At 60.1% G+C, this 18,240-nt stretch carries 15 protein-coding genes; 9 read left to right on the top strand and 6 right to left on the bottom strand.

What is annotated here, in order from left to right; translation table 11 throughout:
- Positions 1-2 precede the first annotated feature (2 nt).
- Complete coding sequence (locus HDF16_RS07800; RefSeq protein WP_246408859.1) at positions 3-953, bottom strand: DUF429 domain-containing protein; 951 nt, start codon at positions 951-953, stop codon at positions 3-5.
- 112 nt (positions 954-1,065) lie between these two features.
- Here HDF16_RS07800 and HDF16_RS07795 point away from each other — a divergent pair, with 112 nt between their 5' ends.
- The 3 genes from HDF16_RS07795 to HDF16_RS07785 all read left to right on the top strand — a co-directional run bounded on the left by HDF16_RS07795 (position 1,066) and on the right by HDF16_RS07785 (position 5,943).
- The gene (locus tag HDF16_RS07795; protein WP_184215215.1) at positions 1,066-2,724 is read left to right on the top strand and encodes an outer membrane beta-barrel protein; all 1,659 of its coding nucleotides are present in this window, start codon (positions 1,066-1,068) and stop codon (positions 2,722-2,724) included.
- A gap of 481 nt (positions 2,725-3,205) precedes the next feature.
- Positions 3,206-5,689, top strand: a complete 2,484-nt coding sequence (locus tag HDF16_RS07790) for a M1 family metallopeptidase (RefSeq protein WP_184215212.1) — start codon at positions 3,206-3,208, stop codon at positions 5,687-5,689.
- Positions 5,690-5,751: 62 nt separating this feature from the next.
- Complete coding sequence (locus HDF16_RS07785; RefSeq protein ID WP_184215209.1) at positions 5,752-5,943, top strand: hypothetical protein; 192 nt, start codon at positions 5,752-5,754, stop codon at positions 5,941-5,943.
- 140 nt (positions 5,944-6,083) lie between these two features.
- On the opposite strand, the gene HDF16_RS07780 is transcribed toward HDF16_RS07785, so the two are convergent.
- From HDF16_RS07780 to HDF16_RS07765, 4 genes are all read right to left on the bottom strand, one after another.
- Positions 6,084-6,647, bottom strand: coding sequence for a regulatory protein RecX (locus HDF16_RS07780; protein WP_184215206.1), 564 nt, complete (start codon positions 6,645-6,647; stop codon positions 6,084-6,086).
- A gap of 142 nt (positions 6,648-6,789) precedes the next feature.
- Positions 6,790-8,013, bottom strand: a complete 1,224-nt coding sequence (locus tag HDF16_RS07775) for an FAD-dependent oxidoreductase (RefSeq protein WP_184215203.1) — start codon at positions 8,011-8,013, stop codon at positions 6,790-6,792.
- Positions 8,014-8,059: 46 nt separating this feature from the next.
- A complete protein-coding gene (locus HDF16_RS07770) occupies positions 8,060-8,221 on the bottom strand; it encodes a hypothetical protein (RefSeq protein WP_184215200.1) in 162 nt (53 codons plus the stop codon).
- A 129-nt stretch (positions 8,222-8,350) separates the two neighbouring features.
- Positions 8,351-10,681, bottom strand: coding sequence for a S9 family peptidase (locus HDF16_RS07765; RefSeq protein WP_246408857.1), 2,331 nt, complete (start codon positions 10,679-10,681; stop codon positions 8,351-8,353).
- Between the two features lie 239 nt (positions 10,682-10,920).
- Here HDF16_RS07765 and HDF16_RS07760 point away from each other — a divergent pair, with 239 nt between their 5' ends.
- Complete coding sequence (locus HDF16_RS07760) at positions 10,921-11,769, top strand: hypothetical protein (RefSeq protein ID WP_184215197.1); 849 nt, start codon at positions 10,921-10,923, stop codon at positions 11,767-11,769.
- A gap of 141 nt (positions 11,770-11,910) precedes the next feature.
- Here HDF16_RS07760 and HDF16_RS07755 read toward each other — a convergent pair whose 3' ends face one another.
- Positions 11,911-12,126, bottom strand: coding sequence for a hypothetical protein (locus tag HDF16_RS07755; protein ID WP_246408855.1), 216 nt, complete (start codon positions 12,124-12,126; stop codon positions 11,911-11,913).
- A gap of 641 nt (positions 12,127-12,767) precedes the next feature.
- Here HDF16_RS07755 and HDF16_RS07750 point away from each other — a divergent pair.
- The 5 genes from HDF16_RS07750 (at position 12,768) to HDF16_RS07730 (ending at position 18,229) form a co-directional block, all read left to right on the top strand.
- Positions 12,768-12,962 carry a hypothetical protein gene (locus HDF16_RS07750; protein WP_184215194.1) on the top strand — a complete coding sequence of 65 codons (195 nt, stop codon included), beginning with the start codon at positions 12,768-12,770 and terminating at the stop codon, positions 12,960-12,962.
- Between the two features lie 278 nt (positions 12,963-13,240).
- On the top strand, positions 13,241-14,500 hold the full coding sequence (locus HDF16_RS07745) for an efflux RND transporter periplasmic adaptor subunit (protein ID WP_184215191.1): 1,260 nt from the start codon (positions 13,241-13,243) through the stop codon (positions 14,498-14,500).
- A 21-nt stretch (positions 14,501-14,521) separates the two neighbouring features.
- Complete coding sequence (locus tag HDF16_RS07740) at positions 14,522-14,788, top strand: hypothetical protein (RefSeq protein WP_221312592.1); 267 nt, start codon at positions 14,522-14,524, stop codon at positions 14,786-14,788.
- A gap of 63 nt (positions 14,789-14,851) precedes the next feature.
- A complete protein-coding gene (locus tag HDF16_RS07735) occupies positions 14,852-15,604 on the top strand; it encodes an ABC transporter ATP-binding protein (RefSeq protein WP_184215185.1) in 753 nt (250 codons plus the stop codon).
- 165 nt (positions 15,605-15,769) lie between these two features.
- Positions 15,770-18,229: an ABC transporter permease gene (locus tag HDF16_RS07730; RefSeq protein WP_184215182.1), complete on the top strand. Its 2,460-nt coding sequence runs from the start codon at positions 15,770-15,772 to the stop codon at positions 18,227-18,229.
- Positions 18,230-18,240: the final 11 nt, after the last annotated feature.

The following is an 18,240-nucleotide window of genomic DNA, read 5'->3' as shown; positions in this document are numbered from 1 at the left end:
AGTCAACCTCCCGCCTGCCCCTCAACCCCTGGCCGCCACGTAATCCCCTCCAGGCGCAGCGTCTTATCCTCGGTCGCTTTCAACCCAGGAAACTCCGCCCTCCATCGCACCATCTCCACCATGCACACCAGCGCGTCAAAGGCATCCTCGCTACCCTCAGCCTTCGCCATAACCCTCCGCGATATCCCCGCAAACGCCTCATCAGCTCTTCGCCTCTCCGCCAGGTAAGCCTTCCGCGCCGCAGCATTACTTTTCTTCACCGCCCCCGTCAGCAACCGCGTATACATCTCCACCAGCAGAGGCCTCGGCCCGACCTCCCCAAAGTCTGCAGCCTCATACGGCCACGTTCGGAACCCCGCCTCCCGCAGCTTCAGCAACAGCGGCATCGCCCTCAAGGATCCCGTCCCCACGCTCCCCGCCCCGCCAATCTGAAACGGCGACTTCGGCGTGATCCCCAGCACTGCCGCCGCCCGCTCCGGCTCCTCCATCAGCAGCTTTGGCGTGATCTTGTTGTCGACGTCTGTGAACCGCATCATTCGCATCAACCCCGCACCGCAGAACTCATCCGGCCTACGCCCATGCCGACGCGATCCCCCCTTGCCCCAGAACCGGTCGTCCGCGCAATCTCGATGGAGCCACTCCTCGCCCTTGCCCTCGGCCACCTTGCGCCAAAGCTCAAAGACCGTCCGGCACCCATGCTCCTTCAAAAACCAAGCCGGATAACTGAAGCAGCAGTCGATCCCGACCACCATCCGCGGCGTCTCCCGCGTCAGCTCAATGAGCCAGTCAATCAACTCCTCCCGCGTCCGTCCCGCCTCCAGCGCGACGCGCTCCCTGCCGCTCTTGCCGACAGACGCCGCCGTCCAAACCCCCGCCCAGATATGCCGCCGCTGCCCGGCCGCGTCCACCCGCCCCGACCAATCAATTGCCACCACCCTGTCCGGACCGCTCAACTCGCTCAAGCTCCTCACTTACGACTTCTTTATGACGATCCTACGCAGTCTTTATGCTGCACTGCCTAGACTCGCCTTTAGCCGATCGAGAGATCGACCGGCTATGAGGCCCATGAACCGCATTATCTCCAAGCTTTGCCGCTCCGTCGCACCCCTGTTGCTTGCGCCCAGCCTGATCGCCCTCCCCGCCAGCGCCACCAGATTCGCTTTCGATACACCCGCCTCTACGGCTGCGGCACTAAACGCCGACGGCACCCCCACCACCGCCCCCGCCGTAGATCCCGACAACGGCTTCTTCCACCGTCTCGGACGCGCCTATCTTGCCGACTGGGCCGGCCACGGCCCCACCACCGCCGTCCCTCAAAAAGACCGCCGCGGAACTCCCACCCCGCTCTCCTCGCCGCCGTTCCCTGCCTCCGACTGGCCCATCGGAGGAACCGTCACCATCGGTGTCCCCGACGGCCAGACTTACCCGCTCATGCAGGCCATCAACCAGAACCGGGGCGTTAACAAGATCTACGGCTTCATCGAGATCGGCGCTAACGGCTCAACCAACAACAAGAGCAACGCCGCCAAGGGCATCCTGTCGAACTTCCCCTCCGCGTACGACGTCTACTCCAACACCGTCCAGCTCGATCAGGCCGTCCTCTACTTCGAAAAGATTGAGAACACCGCCCAGGTAGATCACTTTGACTGGGGCTACCGCCTTACCCTGCTCTACGGCACGGACTACCGCTTCACCACCTCGCACGGCATCCTCAGCCAACAGCTTCTGATCAAGAACTCCCAGTACGGCTTCGACCCGGTCATGTTCTATCTGGAGGGCTACTTTCCCAAAGTCGCCAAGGGTATGACCGTCCGTGTCGGCCGTTACGTCTCGCTGCCCGACATCGAGGCCCAGCTCGCTCCCAATAACTACAGCTACTCGCACTCCATCCTCTACACCGTGGACTGCTACACCCAGGTCGGTGTAAATGCGACGGTGAAGATCAACGATCACTGGACCGTGCAGGGCGGAATCTCTCCCGGATGCGACACCGCGCCCTGGACCACCGATGCCAAGCTCACCGGCAACGCCTGCATCACCTACACCTGGTCGAACGGCGGCGACGCCCTCAACACCTGCGACAACTCCATCAATGATGGCAAGTACGCCTACAACAACCTCACCGCCTTCTATGAGACCTGGTACCACCGCATCAGCCCCACCTGGCACACCGACACCGAGGGCTGGTACCAGTACATGAAAGACGTCCCCAATATGTACTGGTACGACAGCGGCGGCCTCTACGCAAACTCAGCCGCGACTCCCTTTCCCGAGACCACCGGTGGCGGCGTGAACCTGAACTTCGGCGCAGTCTGCCAGGACCCTCGTCTCCTGGCCACGAAGCAGTCCAGCCGCTGCTTCGCTCCCGAGTGGGCCATCACCAACTACGTCGAGCACAGCTTCTGGAAGAACCAGGCTTCGCTCAACATCCGCAACGAACTCGTCGACGACATCAAGGGCCAACGCACGGGCACTCCCGCCTACTACGAAGAGCACATGGTCGGCTTCAACTTCTGGGCTGGCTCCACCATCACCTTCCGCCCGGAACTCAGCTACACCCACGCCTACGCGAAGTACGGCGTAACTGCCCTCAACATCTCGCCCGGAGCCTCCATCGCCAATCTCGAAAGCGTCACGCTCCACGGCCCCGGCGCAGTCATCCCCACTGGCCTGGGCAAGACCCAGGCGCTCACCTTCGCGACCGACATCATCTTCCACTTCTGAAGCATCTCTGGCACAGAACCAGATGAGGGTGCCCCACCCATGGCTCGCCTTTGGCCATGGGTGGGTCTGCCACCGCATCATCCACTCCCAAAATCCGTCATCCTGAGCGAAGGCGCGAAGCGCCGCAGTCTAAGGACCTGCATCTCCGCTCACGCGCCGCAACCACCAGAATTTTTCAGCCCCTGACGGTACCCCGTCATCTCGACCGGAGCGAAGCGGAGTGGAGAGACCCCCGCATTTGTCTTAAGTGGTTGTAGGCGGCCGGGTGCCCCACCCATGGCTCGCCTTTGGCCATGGGTGGGTCTGCCACCGCATTATCCATCTCCCAAAGATCCGTCATCCTGAGCGAAGGCGCGAAGCGCTGCAGTCGAAGGACCCCGAGACCGCTAGTACCTGCCTCAGCTGTCCGGACCTTTCAGCCACCCACGCCGCAAGATTCCCATTGCGCACAAATACCCGTAATGGAATACTCGCCTAACCCATGATCAACCTGAGAAGTTGGGAACTTTCCCTCTGCCTTGCTCTAGTCCTTTCTGCCTCTTCAACCCAAGCCCAGCAGCCAGAGCTCGCCCGTCGCCCTGAACAGACCGCAAAAAATCGACCACCCGCTCCCCTCAAGGCTCCCGATAAGCTCGATCCCGCCCACGCCCCAAACGCAAACTCCGTCTATCAGGCCCTCCGCCTGCGCACCGTCAACGGCGAAGCCTTCACCGTCAGCCATCTATCCTTCCAGCGCGACGCCGCTGTCTTCACGCTTGAGAACGGCACCGTCTACCTCTACGGCCCGGTCAGCGGCATCACCACTGGGGCCGTCTTCCTCGGCGAAGGTTCCCTCCACCTCGTCCCGCCCAACGCCATTGAGCGCCGTCAGCTCAAGAACGTCATGAAGACCGAGGTGCTCGACCAGCACTTCACCAGTGCCGTCTTCGCCTTCACCGACGCCACCGCCGAAGAGCTCCGCAAAGCCTCCACCGGCACCGCCGCAGGCTCCGGCAACGCCGCCGGCCAGGGCGAGGAGATGCGTACCCTCTTCCGTCACGATCTCAAGTACGATCTCGAGGCTCGCCTCCTCGAAGACATGCCGCCACAGGGCTCAACTCAGCCCGCTGGAGGCGGTTTCTTCTTAGCCGAGATGAAGGGTCCGCTCTTCTCCAAACGCCTCATCTACATGGTCGATCCCCACGGCGCCATCGGTGTCGCGCCCGAAGAGGTGGCCCTGCTCACCTCCTCCGAAGGCACCTACGACATCGCCCTCGGCTTCCCCTCCGAATCCCAGCGCAAACTCCCGCGCCCTGCCAACAACATTCCCTTCCGCGTCACGCAACAAACCATCGACGCCAATATCGAGCGCAACGGCAAGCTCACCGCCACCGCGGTGACTGCTATCACCGCCACCCAAAGTGGCATCACCGTTCTCCCCCTCGAACTCTTTCCCACTCTCCGCGTCAGCGGCGTCTGGGGCCCGTCCGGCGAAGCCCTCGACTTCATCCAAGAAGACAAGCTCCGCGACGCCGGTTTCGCCGTCCTTTTGCAAAAGCCGCTCAAAAGCGGCGAAAGCATCCAGCTCACCACCGCCTACGCGGGCAAGGACGCCGTCCTCGACATGGGCAACGATAACTACTACCTCGTCGCGCGCGAGAGCTGGTACCCCAACATGCGCGGTGCACTCGGCAACTACGCCTTCTACGGCATGACCTTCCACACCCCCAAGACGGTCGAGGTCGTCGCCACCGGCAACCGCGTCTCCGAAAAAATTGAAGGCAAACAGCAGCTAAGCGTCTGGCAGAGCAACACGCCCCTCGCCGTCGCCGGATTCAACCTCGGTGCCTTCCAGACCAACACCAGCGAACGCAACAAGGACCTGCAGGTCATCAGCTATGCCAATACCTCGCTCGCGGAGAACTATGAAGGTCTGCGCAACTCCGGCATGGCCGTCGGCACCCTGTCGACCACCGGCATGTTGAAGCGCGCCACCTCCGAGGGCGACGCCGCCATCCAGATCTACACCGAGTTCTTCGGCCCGCTCCAGTACGATCACGTCTCGCTCACCCAGCAGACCGCCTGCAACTACGGCCAGAGCTGGCCCACCCTCGTCTATCTCCCCATCTGCTACTTCTGGGACTCCACCATCCAGCACCAGATCGGTGTCCTCGATGGCGACCCCAGCTACTGGAAAGTCGTCACCGCCCACGAGGTCGCCCACCAGTGGTGGGGCCAGACCGTCGGCTTCGCCAGCTATCGCGACCAGTGGATGAGCGAGGGCTTCGCCGACTTCTCCGCCTCTATCTTCCTGCTTGAGACCAATAAGACAGACAAGGAGTACAGAGACTTCTGGGCGCTCCTGCACAAACGCCTGCTCGAGAAGAACGCCATGGGCTACCGCCCGGTAGACGTCGGCCCCGTCACCATGGGCACACTCGTCAGCAACACCCGCACCGGCGACAGCGTCTACACCAGCCTCATCTACCCCAAGGGCGCCTTCATCCTGCACATGCTGGAGATGCAGTTCTACACCCCGCAGTACGGCGAAAAACCCTTCCAGTCGGCCATGCAGGACTTCGTCAACTCCTACCGCAACCAGCCCGCCACCACCGAAGATTTCAAGGCCGTCATGGAACGCCACATGACCGCCTCCATGGACATCGACCACAATCACAAGCTCGACTGGTTCTTCAACGCCTACGTCTACGGCACCGAGACTCCGAAGTACACCATCACCTCCGACTTCGACAAGAAGGGCGACGACACCATCGCCCACTTCAAACTTACCCAGTCCAAGGTCTCGCCGGAGTTCGCCATGCCTGTCCCCCTCTATCTCGAACTCGGCGACAAGCGCACCATCTTCCTCGGCCACATGCCCATCAAGGGCTCAAGCACAGTCGATCAGACCGTCAACCTCGGCAAACTGACCGCCCCGCCCGTCCGCCTCGTACTGAACTACAACTACGACCTGCTCAGCGAGTAGGAACTGCATTAATCTGGAACCGCCGCCCGCTCAAGCGCGTATCTCTTCTTGAAGGAGTTCCCGTGCTCAAACTTCTGCTCTTCTGCGTTCTGATCGTCTTCTGCTGGCCGCTCGCGCTGCTGGCCGTCGTCCTCTATCCGCTGATCTGGCTCGTCCTGCTTCCGTTCCGGCTGGTCGGCGTAGTCTTCGAAGGCGTCTTCGACCTCATCGGCGCTCTCTTCTCGCTCCCCGGCCGCCTGGTCCGCGCCCTGTAATACTGCGCGTTCAAAGTTGCCGTAACCAAGCTCGGGTGCCCCATCCATGGCTAGCTTTTGGCCATGGATGGGAACGTATGACGCTCAGGATGATCTTCCGATCCCAGAAAGTCTCCAGGCGAAACCTCCTGAGCCAATCTCTAAAACTGCGGCAAGTCATCCTCAAGATCAACCGCATCCGACTCTTCCACCGGCGGAGCAACGTTCCACGCACGCAGCAACTTAAAGATCGCCGTAGAGCTAAACCCCGCCCGCATCAACCTGTTCATCACCCGAACCGTCTCCTTCTGCGCGTCCGCCCCAGAAGGCTGCTTCATCCGCTTCTTCTCGCAATACGCCCGAGCCAGCGCCACCTCATCGACATCCTCATAAGCTGTAGCGATCGTCGAAGCGACCAGCTCCTTCGAAATCCCCTTTTGCGCCAGGTCCTGCTGCACCCGCCTCTTGCCGAACTTCTGGTTCTCCTTGCGCAGCCGCGTGTAGTCCGCCGCAAACCGGTCGTCCGACAGATACTTAAGCTCAGTCAGCCGAGCCACCACCGCATCCATCGCCGCCTCGCCCGCCTCACCCTCTTCGGCCCGATTCCGCATCAGCCGCCGCAGATCGCGCACCGTCCGCATCTTCCGTGCAAGAGTCCCCACGGCGTACTCAAACAACCCCGCCTCGCCCACCGGCTCCCGTTTTTTCGCCCGCTGAAACGCCATTGTCTAAGCTTCCATTCAACCCGAAAACCGTCATCCTGATCAAAGGTTGGCGCGCACTTCGCGCCAACCGCAGTCGAAGGACCTGCACTCCGCTCGCATCACCATAACCGCTCGGAGCTTTCTGCCACGAGCGATAACAACCCTAGACCTTCCGCATTGCACCCATACGTTTGTACAAATCGATCAACGTCTGCACCGCCGCCTCAGCCTCCACCCGATCCGCCACCTCATCCGTCCTTCCATATCCATACATGTCGTCCAGAATATTCCCCTGCACCACGATCCCGTCCCTCCGCGCCAGCACGCCTAAGTCCTTGTAGTAGAGCCCATAATGCACGCCCTCCTGCGGAATCAGCCACGCAATCTGCCCGCGCACCGGCACAATCGACTCATCCGACCAAAGCGCCCGCGCCCCATACCCCGTGCAGTTCACAACCACCTTCTGCGGCAGCGCCGCCAGGTCGCCCGGAGCATGAAACTCCGCCGTCTCAACCTTCCCGCCCGCGATCAAAAAGTCATTCATCAACTGCCGCGAGTAGTCCGCCACATTGAAGCTCAGCCCCGAATTCCGAATCACGTTCTTCACCGGAAACGGATGCGACCCCGGCGGCAGCGCCTGCCACTTCGGCGTAATGTCGCGAATCCGCTCCCGATAGCTCGCAAACTCCAGCGGCTTAGGCGAACCCGGCGCAGCGGGAGTAGCGGGAGCCTCATCCTCGCCATCATCCAGCTTGTACCTATCCGTCCACTCGATCGGGTCGCCCGGCATCCCCAGGTAGCTCTGGTACATGCTCCAGGATGTCCGCGCCATCTCCTCCCAAAGCGCGCCAAACCCAGCGTCAGCCTTATCCGTCAGCGCAATCCGGGAGTCCGGCGTCCAACTCCCGGTCGCCCGCGCCGACCTCACCTCCGGCGCCCGTTCCTTGCAGTAAATAGTCACCCGAGCCCCCATCCGCTGCGCCGTAATCGCAGACGTCAGCCCCAGCGCTCCCGCGCCGATCACCGCAATCTCCTTCTCCCCATCCCGCATCGCCTTGGTCACGGCTACCTTCGAAGACCCCCACGACAGCGACCATCCGCTCCCGCCATGCCCATAGTTATGCACCACCAGCTTGTCGCCCACGCGCTCCGCATCGAGCCGCGGTCCTGTCGCGCGAAAAGGCCGCAAACAAACCGTGATCCGAAAGATCCGATCCATATGTGCCCGGATAGGCACAATCGGCGGCAGAGCATCGTAAAACGGCAGCGCCGATGGAATCGTCTGCCCAGCAGATGAAGCCGCAACCGGCCTCCGCCCCGCACACCCAACCAGCGCCAGCACTCCCGCTGTCGCCGCCGCATCCTTCAAAAATCGTCGCCGTTCCATCGATCTCCCCGACTCTCTGCACCTTCGTCATCCTTGCACAGAACCGTCATTCCGGCAGCAGCAACGCCTCCGCGATCTCGCATGCCCTCTCAAGCGAGTTGCGCCCGGCGATCTCCTGCTGCAGGCGTTGCGCGGCGATCCGGTAAGAAGGCGTAGCCATCACGTTGCTCACGGCGTCTCGCAGCGATCTGGCATTCAACTTTTTCAAGCTGAGACTTCTTCCCGCACCCGCCCACACAATCCGGGCCGCAACACCCGGTTGCCGGGTGCCCCACCCATGACTCGCTTTTGGTCATGGGTGGGATTCCTCCGATGCCGAATACCCTCCAGATCCCCGCTACTTCCCCGTCCCCACAGTATCCGCCGCGTACTTACCGGAGTGCGTCCACTGATCGCACCAATCCCCCACCGTCTCATACCAAAGCTTCGAGTTCTGCGGCTTCAAAATCCAGTGCCCCTCATCCGGGAAGTAAAGCATCTTGCTCGGCACATTCAACCGCTGCAGCGCGGTAAACAACTGGAACCCCTCCGAAACATCCAGCCGATAGTCCTTCTGCGAATGGATCACCAGCGTAGGCGTCTTCGCATTCTGTACGGACAGCATCGGCGACCACTTCCTGAACGGGTCCTCGGCCACCGGCCCCGAAGCGTACTTCCATGGCTGCCCCGGCTCGCTCGAACCCGGCCGACGGAACTCCCACTCGTTGAACCACATCTCCTCGGTCGCCCCATACGCGCTCTGCGGGTTGAACATCCCGTCATGCGTCACGATGCAGGCGAAGCGATTCGTATGCGTCAGAATCCAGTCCGCCATGTATCCACCGTAGCTCGCGCCCAGAGCGCACTCCCGCGTCTTGTCGATGAACGGATACTTCGCCTCGGCGTAATCGAGCCCCTTCATCAAATCGACATATGGCTTGCCGCCCCAGTCGCCATTCACGCCATCGATAAAGGCCTGCCCATAGCCGGTCGACCCGCGCGGATTGATCATCACCACCACATACCCAGAGGCAGCCATCAACTCCGCATTCCAGCGATAGCTCCACGCATCCCCCCATGCCCCCTGCGGCCCGCCGTGGATCAGGAATTTTAGTGGGTATTTCTTTGCCGGATCGAACTTCGGCGGTCGGATGATAAAGCCCTGAACTTCCTGGTCGGCTGCCCCATGAAACCAAAAGTCTTCCATGCTCGAGAGATCGAGACCAGTCAGCGTTTGATCATTTTCATGAGTAATTGCCACGCTGCCCGTGTCGTGAAGTTTCTCCGTGTGTTTCCAAGACAACTCATTGTTCTTGACGACCGAACGTGGCCGGGCTGGGGGAGGAGTGCGGGATTGGACAGGATCAGAGATCAGTTCCGTCTGCTCTGTGCTCATTTGGGAGAAATTCAAGCTGACTATTTCGGAGGGCCGGTTCACGTTCATTCGGCTTGCGATGATGCCTTTGCCGTCCGGTGTCAGCCGCAGGTCGGAATACTCCCCGCTGTCGCGTGTCAGATGACTCGTGCGATGCAGAATGTCGCTCAGGCTCGTCTTCACGATCGACTCTTCGCCCGAATTCGCTTTCAGGAAGTAGATCTCCTCAGAGTCAGGCGTCCAAACAAACTCATCAACCCATGAGTCATAGTTCGGCAAAACTTCCTTCGTCGACTTCGCCTCCCGCTCATAAAGCATCAGCCGAAACCGATCCGACTCATACCCCGCCCGAGCCTGCGACCTGAATGCTAAAAACTTCCCATCGGGCGAGTAAGCCGGCCCATCATCGCTTCCCGGCGAGGTCGAAATCTTCTTCGGCGACCATCCCTTGATGCCTTCCGTTCCTTGAGCGTCATGTTGGGTCACGTCAATCGTGTAGATGTCGTTGTTCGTGCTCGCCGCAGGCACCTTGTCGTTGTTCAGCACAAACGCAACTTCCTTCGAATCAGGCGCCCACGCGTACCCCGTCGGCCCGCCGAGAGAGAAGTTCGGAGCGATCACATCCTTGCCCCAGTCCTCCACCGGCGTCAGGTCGAAGATGTATCCCGCACGGCTTACATGCAGCATCAGGATGTGCGACCGCTTGGCTCCCTGGAAGTGGTCCCAGTGCCGGTACAGCAGCGAATCAAACACCAGCGCCTTCGTCGGCGCACGCCCAGCCTCCGTCTCTGCCTTCTGGTTGCACGCACCGTCGAAGACCACGCCCTTCGAGCACTCCGGGTACACATCGCTGGTAAACGCTAGCGACTTCCCATCCGGGCTCCAGATCGGCGCATCCGCCTCGGTCACAATATGCGTCAACTCGACCGCGGGAATCAGCCGCCCCTTCTTCTCATCCCATGCCGCCAGGTAGAGCTGCCCCTTCGCCACAAACACAACGCGCGTCCCATCGGGCGAAAACTTCGCCTCCGACTCACCCGCCCCATTCGTAAGCTGGACCTCCTTCGAGCTCCCGTCCGCCGGAACCACCCACAGATGGCTGGTCTTCAAGTTCCGACCCAGCTCCACGTCCACAACCGAAAACAGCACCCACTTGCCTGAAGGCGAGATCTGCGGATCACTGACCCGCTTCATCCGCATCATGTCTTCGAACGTCATCGGATGTTGCGCAACTGCGGGACGGCGAACGATCGGGGCCTGGGCAAAGACGGCGGTGCTGGCTGCGGCAAGAAGGAGTGTGGCGATGGATCTCATCGCGCCAGTTTATTACGTTCCAAAAATGCCAAAGATATCGGCTAAACCCCGCAGATGTTCCACGTGGAACATCTGCGGAACTTGGGACTATAGCAACCTTTCAAGTGGAAGATTGGCCCCAAATTGTCTATTTTGTCACCCGCATCTGCTCTTTACCTCTCTAAAACGCATCTTCGGAACATTTCACCCTGATAGCCGTCTATCGTTAACGTCAGGTGTGCGAAGGGTTGGGGTCCACGATGCGTTGGCTTGGGGCGATTCTGTTGTTTGGTGTTGCAATGACTGCGTTTGCGCAGGATTCTGTCGAGGGCTTCGGCCCGCTCGACCCGACTCCGCCAACCGGAATGACTGCGCAGCAGGTCATCGAAAAGTTCGGCGCGCGCGAGAGCGCCTTCAAACAAGCCCGGGAAAACTACACCTTCCGCCAGTCCGTAAAGATCGACACCATCTCCGAAGACACCAATAAGGTCGACGGCGAGTATCAGCAGGTCACCGACATCTCCTTCTCAAAAGAAGGCCGGCGTGAGGAGCACGTCGTCTTCGCCCCTCAGAACTCGCTGGAACGCGTCATCATGACGCCAAATGACTTAGACGAGATCGAGCACCGTCTTCCCTTCATTCTGACCACCGAAGATCTCCCCCAATACGACGTTACCTATCTAGGGAAGCAGCACGTCGACGACCTCGAAACCTACGTCTTTGACGCGGGCCCAAAAACGCTCGAAAAGGGCAAACACTACTTCAAAGGCAAAGTCTGGGTCGACACCCAGGACTTCCAGATCGTTCTAGTAAACGGAACCACGGTTCCGCAGGATACCCGCCGCGGCCACGAGGATTTGCAGCCCCCATTCACTACCTATTACGAACAGATCGACGGAAAGTACTGGTTTCCGACCTACACCAAGGCCGAAGGCAACCTGCACTTCGCCGCTCAGAGTGGCGCTTTGAGCCAGGACGTGCATATGCGGTCGACGGTAAAGTACACAAACTACAGCCAGTTCCGCTCGACGAGCACCATCCTCTTCAACGGCAAGCAGATCGATTCAGTACCCGAAGAGAAGAAGCCTGAAGATAAGAAACCGCAGTAAGGCGCCCTGCGCGGGCGGCGGTCAATTCGTGACTTGTATACTGCTTCGCGTGGTGCCACGTATTCTATCTTCCGACCAACGGTCGGGCCACTCAAAGCCCAATACACGTCACGAAGTGACTGCTTCGCGCGTAGCAGGTCTTTATGTCTCGCAATGAGCTTCGGGGTGTTCGCGCTGGCTGGTGATCCACCTCTCCATATAGGTCTCTGAGCAGCGAGCGCCGCAGAGGTGCTTGACTTCGTCCTCGTGCGCCTGCGCCCTGTGCCACCGCGTGAGTTTGAGCAATGGCTGATCCTCGCCGGGATTTCCGCCGTTAAAACAATCGACCCAGGCCATCCACCACAGGTCGGTCTCCATTTTGAGCTTCCCGCAGACATCGCAGTGGTAACTTTCGCTTCGAGACATCATCCAACCTCTCTCGCTGAACGTATCACAAGACGAGAAGCTGTTTTCGGTCCCCTTTGGGGCTGCGATTAAGGGTTACTTTGCGCGAATGCATGTCGCCTATTGACGAAACCGTAACAAAAGATCAATGTATGCAGTGCGAGAAACTGTGAAGGGTTTTTGGTGTTTGTGGAAACAAGTGGTAAAGAGCGAGCAGAGGAGGTATCGAGGTAACAATTCAATTCGAAACTTCGGGTGGTTACCTTCAGGATAAAGGTAATCCGAAGAAAACAGTGGGTTCTAATTCGGCGCTTTGATGCGATTATTAGTCCGTTCCCACGATTCAATTTCTAAACATTTAGTTGCCTGACATGAACCATTTAGTTTCTTAGCCTTGGTTTATCGGTATCTCTGAAACAAACTGCGATGCAAAAACCGTTGGGCACGGAAGCAGCGGCCCTCAGGTGGAAGATTTGCGCTTTGTGGATTGAACCTGACAGACCCTGAACGATGAAGAGTTTATAGATGTCGCCCAGTTGAGGCGGGGCCCGGTTGGATTTGACAAGCAAAAGGCAGTAAACGGTATCAGAAGATACAAACTTGGAGCTATATCGATGCGTACGTATTTTGATGCCCCCTTTCAACGGATTGTGAGCGCTCCCACCTGGCGGGCGCGGTTCTTCGAAGCTGCCGCGAAGGCTTCTGGGTCGCTCGTAGACTATTCCCTTCGCCACCGAGACACGGTAAACGCCGCAGTGTGGATGGATCGCCTCCGGTTCTTCCGTGAGAAGGCCCGTCTCTGCAGCTAGCTGATCCCATCTCATTCGAAACAAATTAGTCAAAAGCGTCAGCGAACGCTTATCTAACCTATTCTCCGGATACTGGAACCCTGCGATTGCAATATGATCGCGGGGTTTGTTGCGTCTGGGGGGTCGGTGTGCCGGGAGACCCCCAGAGCGCACTGTCCGATTGTGGACACTGATTCCCAAAACCGGACAGGGACGAGTCCTAAAGCTAACCTAAGTCCTTTATTTGCATGTGCGTGGGCGGCTTTTGGACGGCTAGGCAGTTGCTTCTATCTCTGGCGATGGATATCTCTAGGCCAGACTTGAAAGTTCGGAGGCAACGTCGTACCTGGGCGTTTGCCGCAGTGGCGCTAGTCGCGGTGGCGGCAGTTGCGTTTTTCGTAGTGCGGTTGAAGCCGGCGGTTCCTTCCGTCGAGCGGAGCGCGATCTGGACGGACGTGGTCAAGCGCGGGCCGTTGGTGCGGCAGGTCCGGGGACCCGGTTCCCTCGTCCCGCGCGAGGACCGGCTGCGGCTGATCCCGGCGGAGACCGAGGCGACGGTGGTGCGTATCCGCGTGCTTCCCGGCACCAAGGTGACGTCTGACACGGTGTTGATGGACCTTGTCGATCCGACGCTGACGCAGCAGCTGCTGGACGCGCAGTTGCAGCTGAAGGCGGCGCTCGCGGACCTCGAAAATACACGCGCGAAGGTGAACAGCGACCTGATGACGCAGCGGGCGGGAGCGGCCACGGTGGGCGCGGACCAACAGCAGGCGGCGCTGCAGGCACAGACGGACAAGAGCCTGTACGACCTGGGCGTGATCAGCGGCCTGACCTATAGCGCTTCGAAGGGTAAGAGCGACGAACTGAAGCAGCGCGACGATCTGGAAAAGCAGCGGTTGACGCTGAACCAGGCGTCGATTTCTACGCAGCTTGCGGTCTCGCAGACGAAGGTGGATCAGGCCAAGGCGATTCTCTCGCTGAAGCAGCGACAGCTTGATGCGTTGAGCGTGAAGGCTGGGATCGACGGCGTTCTGGTCGACCTGCCACACCAAGTAGGTGAGCATGTTGCTCCGGGGATCACTCTCGCCAAAGTCGTGCAGCCGGACCAGTTGAAGGCGTCGCTCAAGATTGCGGAGACGCAGGCCCGTGACATCCAGATCGGCCAGCCGGCAGAGATAGACACGCATAACGGCGTGATCCCGGGCAAGGTGACAAGAATTGATGGCGCCGTACAGAACGGAACGGTCACGGTTGACGTAGAGCTAGCAGGAGCGTTGCCGCAGGGCGCGCGTCCTGATCTCTCAGTTGATGGAACGATCGACCTGGACCGGATGGCAGACGTGGTTTACGTTGGCCGGCCGGCTTTGGGCAATGAGAACAGCACGATCAGTCTGTTCCGCGTTTCGGCGGACGGAACGACGGCGGTGAAGGTGCCGGTGAAGGTTGGGCGGGCTTCGGTAAACAGCATCCAGGTGCTGGAAGGCCTGCAGCCGGGAGACACAGTGGTGCTGTCGGATATGTCGAGGTGGGATACGAATGACCGGTTGCGGATTGAGTAAAGAACGATGGCGGGAGGAAATATGACGGGATCTTTCCCTTTCGCTTCACTCAGGGTCGGGATGACGGATCTTGCGATGTTTGTGGTGACGGCGGTTGAGATGTTTAGGATGACGGATGTTTTGTTTGAGGAGGTCGGGTCCACGGCAGAGTTACTGGCTGACGAGGTGGCATCGATAGCGGATTTCCTGTTTGAGGAGGCCGTGTCTTTGACAGAGTTTCTGGATGAAACGACCGGGTCGATGGCGGAATTTTTGTTCAAGGCGACGGCGGCGGTTACTGAGTTTTAGCGGGTTTGACGGGCTTCTGGCTAGGTTGCACGCGGGACTTATTTGAAACGAGGAGAGGAAGCTATGGCGGATAATCTGATCGAGATTGAAAAGCTGACCAAGGTCTTTTACACGGACGAGATCGAGACACATGCGCTCTCGGGGGTCCATCTGAACATTGGGCGTGGGGAGTATGTGGCGATGTCGGGGCCTTCGGGCTGCGGGAAGTCGACGCTGCTGTCGATCATTGGCCTACTGGATACGCCGAGCGATGGCCGCTACACGCTGAACTCGAAGGAGGTCGCGAACCTGAAGTTCGGCGACCGGTCGCGGATTCGCAACCAGGAGATTGGGTTCATCTTCCAGAGCTTCAACCTGATTGGCGACCTGACCGTGTATGAGAACGTCGAGCTGCCGCTGACCTATCGCGCGGGGATGCCGGCTTCCGAGCGTAAAGATCGCGTACAGAATGCTCTGGAGCGCGTGAACATGGCGCACCGGATGCGGCACTATCCGGCACAGCTCTCAGGCGGTCAGCAGCAGCGTGTCGCCGTGGCCAGAGCGCTGGCGGGGACGCCTTCGATCCTGCTGGCGGACGAGCCGACGGGTAATCTCGACTCGAAGAACGGCGAGGCGGTGATGCATCTGCTGGCCGATCTGCACGCTGAGGGCGCGACGATCTGCATGGTGACCCACGATCCTCGGTTTGCGGCGCATGCGCAGCGGCAGGTACACCTGTTCGACGGCAAAGTGGTGGCTGAGGGTGAGCTGCAGCAGTTGCTGTCTGATCCGGAGCGCAACGCTTCGACTACGAGTGCCTCGGCTGCTTCGGCGTAACGAGGAGATTCGGAAGGTTTACGTCTCATTCCTCGCGTGAGGCAAGAGCGCGATGAATGGGGCACAGAGATGGATCTCCACCCCTATGGCGGTGGCAGGATACCTACATCTCAAAATCAAGATGTGGGGCGCCCATACCCGTATCCGAAGTAAAGGAGGCTGCTTATGTTCGCTACAGTTCGCCATGCACTTCGGAGCCTTCGCCGGTCGCCTGCGTTTACGTTGACGGTGATTGCGACGCTGGGGATTGGGATCGGGTTGAACGCGGCGATCTTCGCGGTGGTGGACTGCGTGTTGCTGCGGCCGCTGGGGTATCACGATGCGGACCGGATCGTGGCGTTGCGGACGCACTTTATCAACGAGAACAGATCGTTTGGTGGGCTAGGCGGGGGTGACTATGTCGATATCTCGAAGCAGGTACATGGTCTGGAGTCAACGGCTTTCTATCAAGAATGGCCCGATGGCCTGCTGCTGAATGGCAAGAGTATTTATATCTGGATGGCGGTAGTAAGCCCGCGCTTCGCTGAGGTGATGGGTGTTCAGCCGGTGGCGGGCAGGCTTTTCAATCCCGACGAGAAAGACGGCCGCGAGATCCTGGTCGGTGAAGGATTTGCGCGGGAGCACTTCGGATCGTCGCAGTCCGCGCTGGGGAAGTCGGCTTCCTATGGCACTCAGATTTACACCATCGTTGGGGTTCTGCCGGAGGGGTTCTCATTCCCCGACAAGACGCGTGTGTGGATCGAGCAGAAGCAGGCGCCGGAGAACCTGAACCGGACTGCGTACAACCAGAATGCGGTTGGCAAACGGAGAGCGGATGTATCGCCGGAACAGCTTGCGGCGGAGTTCGCTACCTTCTCGGCGCACCTGCAGAAGGCCTACGTGGAGGATGCGCATAAGGCCCTCGAGTCGGTTCCGTTACAAGAGCAGCTGGTGGGGTGGATGCGGTCGAGGCTGCGGTTGCTGATGGGATCTGTGGGGGTAATCCTGCTGATCATTTGCGCGAACATCACGCACCTGCAGCTGGTGCGCGCCACGCGGGAGCTTCGGGCTGTGACGATACGGACCGCGCTTGGAGCTTCGCGTTCGACACTGGCTGGGCGTGCCTTGCTGGAGGCGGCGGTCCTGTCGCTCGGGGGATCTTTGGCTGCGGTTCTGGTGGCGGCCCCTGCTTTGAAACTTCTGGTCCGCCTGGCACCGACGTCTATGCCTCGACTGGAAGAGATCCATTTGAATGCGGACGTGTTCGTGTTTTCCTTCCTGATATCGTTCGCGGTGATGGCCATTACGGCGTTGCTGCCTGTGTGGCGGTCGTGGCATATCGACCCATCGACGGCGATGCGGGCAGACGCTGCGCGAGGCACGGAGACACACGGGTCGCTCCGGTTGCGCGACGGTCTGATCGTTGCCGAGGTCGCGCTGACGCTGACGCTTTCGGTGGCTGCGATTCTGCTGGCGCAGAAGCTCATTGTGGATTCGAAGCAGGACCTTGGGTTCAATGCCCAATCGCTGGTGACGCTGGACATGCACGTTGTCGGTTCGCCGTTGCTGCCTGAGGCTGCGAAGAACAAGTCGCCGGCTGCGCTTGCGGAGTTTCAGGAGACGCGGCTTGCCGTGACACATGAGCGGATGAACCGGCTCGACGATGTCTTGCGGGTTATCTCTGGTACGCCGGGAGTGACCTCCGCCTCGGCGATGGACGGCGCTCCGATGCGCGGCGTCGGCAATGTGAGCTATGCGATCAAAGGGCGGCAGGTGTTCGCGCCGGGGGTGGAGAATCTGCCGGTAGCGAACCTAAGCCCTGTCACGCCGGCTACCTTCACGACGTTGGGGGTGCCGCTGCTGCGCGGACGATGGTTGAACGCAGAGGATCGGATTGAAGCGCCGAAGGTGCTGTTGATCGATAGCACGCTGGCGCAGGCGGTCTTTCACGACCAGGACCCGATTGGACAGCAGATCATGTGCGGGTATGACTCCGAAGGCGAGTGGTGGACGATCGTGGGCGTGGTCGGCGCGATTCGCAGCTCTGCGCCGGGTGTCCCGCCGATGCCGACGTTTTACGTTCCGGTCGCCCAGCATCCGTCGATCGCAACCGATATGCAGCTGGTGGTGCGGACGGTGCTCGATCCCGCTGCGATGGGGCGCACGTTGCAGGGAAAGCTCACGACCGCGCATCCGGAGCTTGCGATCAAGGTGAGCACGATGCAGGACGACCTCGGCGGGAGCCAGCAGGGAGAGAGGTTCGAGAGCCTTCTGTTTGGGAGCTTCGCGGGTGTGAGTGTGCTGCTGGCGGCGGTGGGGATGTACGGGGTGACGGCGTACACGGTTGCTCAAAGGAAGTTTGAGTTTGGTCTGCGGGTGGCTCTGGGAGCAGACCGCCCGCAGCTTTTTGCCATGGTGTTACGCAAGGCGCTGGTCTTTGCGGTGGCTGGAGTTGTGTTGGGCATAGGCCTGTCTCTGGGCCTGACGAGCGTGTTAGCGAGCGTGATTGGCAGGCTGCCCAGGTTTGATCCGGTGGCTTACGGGCTGGCTTCGGCAGGGGTGCTGGGGATCGCGGTGCTGGCGATGTTTCTGCCGGCGAGAGCGGCGGCGAATGTGGATCCGATGTCGGTATTGCGGAGTGAGTGACGCCGGGAGAA

This window comes from Granulicella aggregans (genome assembly GCF_014203275.1).
Lineage (GTDB): Bacteria > Acidobacteriota > Terriglobia > Terriglobales > Acidobacteriaceae > Edaphobacter.
Note: the sequence above shows the minus strand (reverse complement) of the source record. Positions and strands in the feature narration are given on the sequence as shown.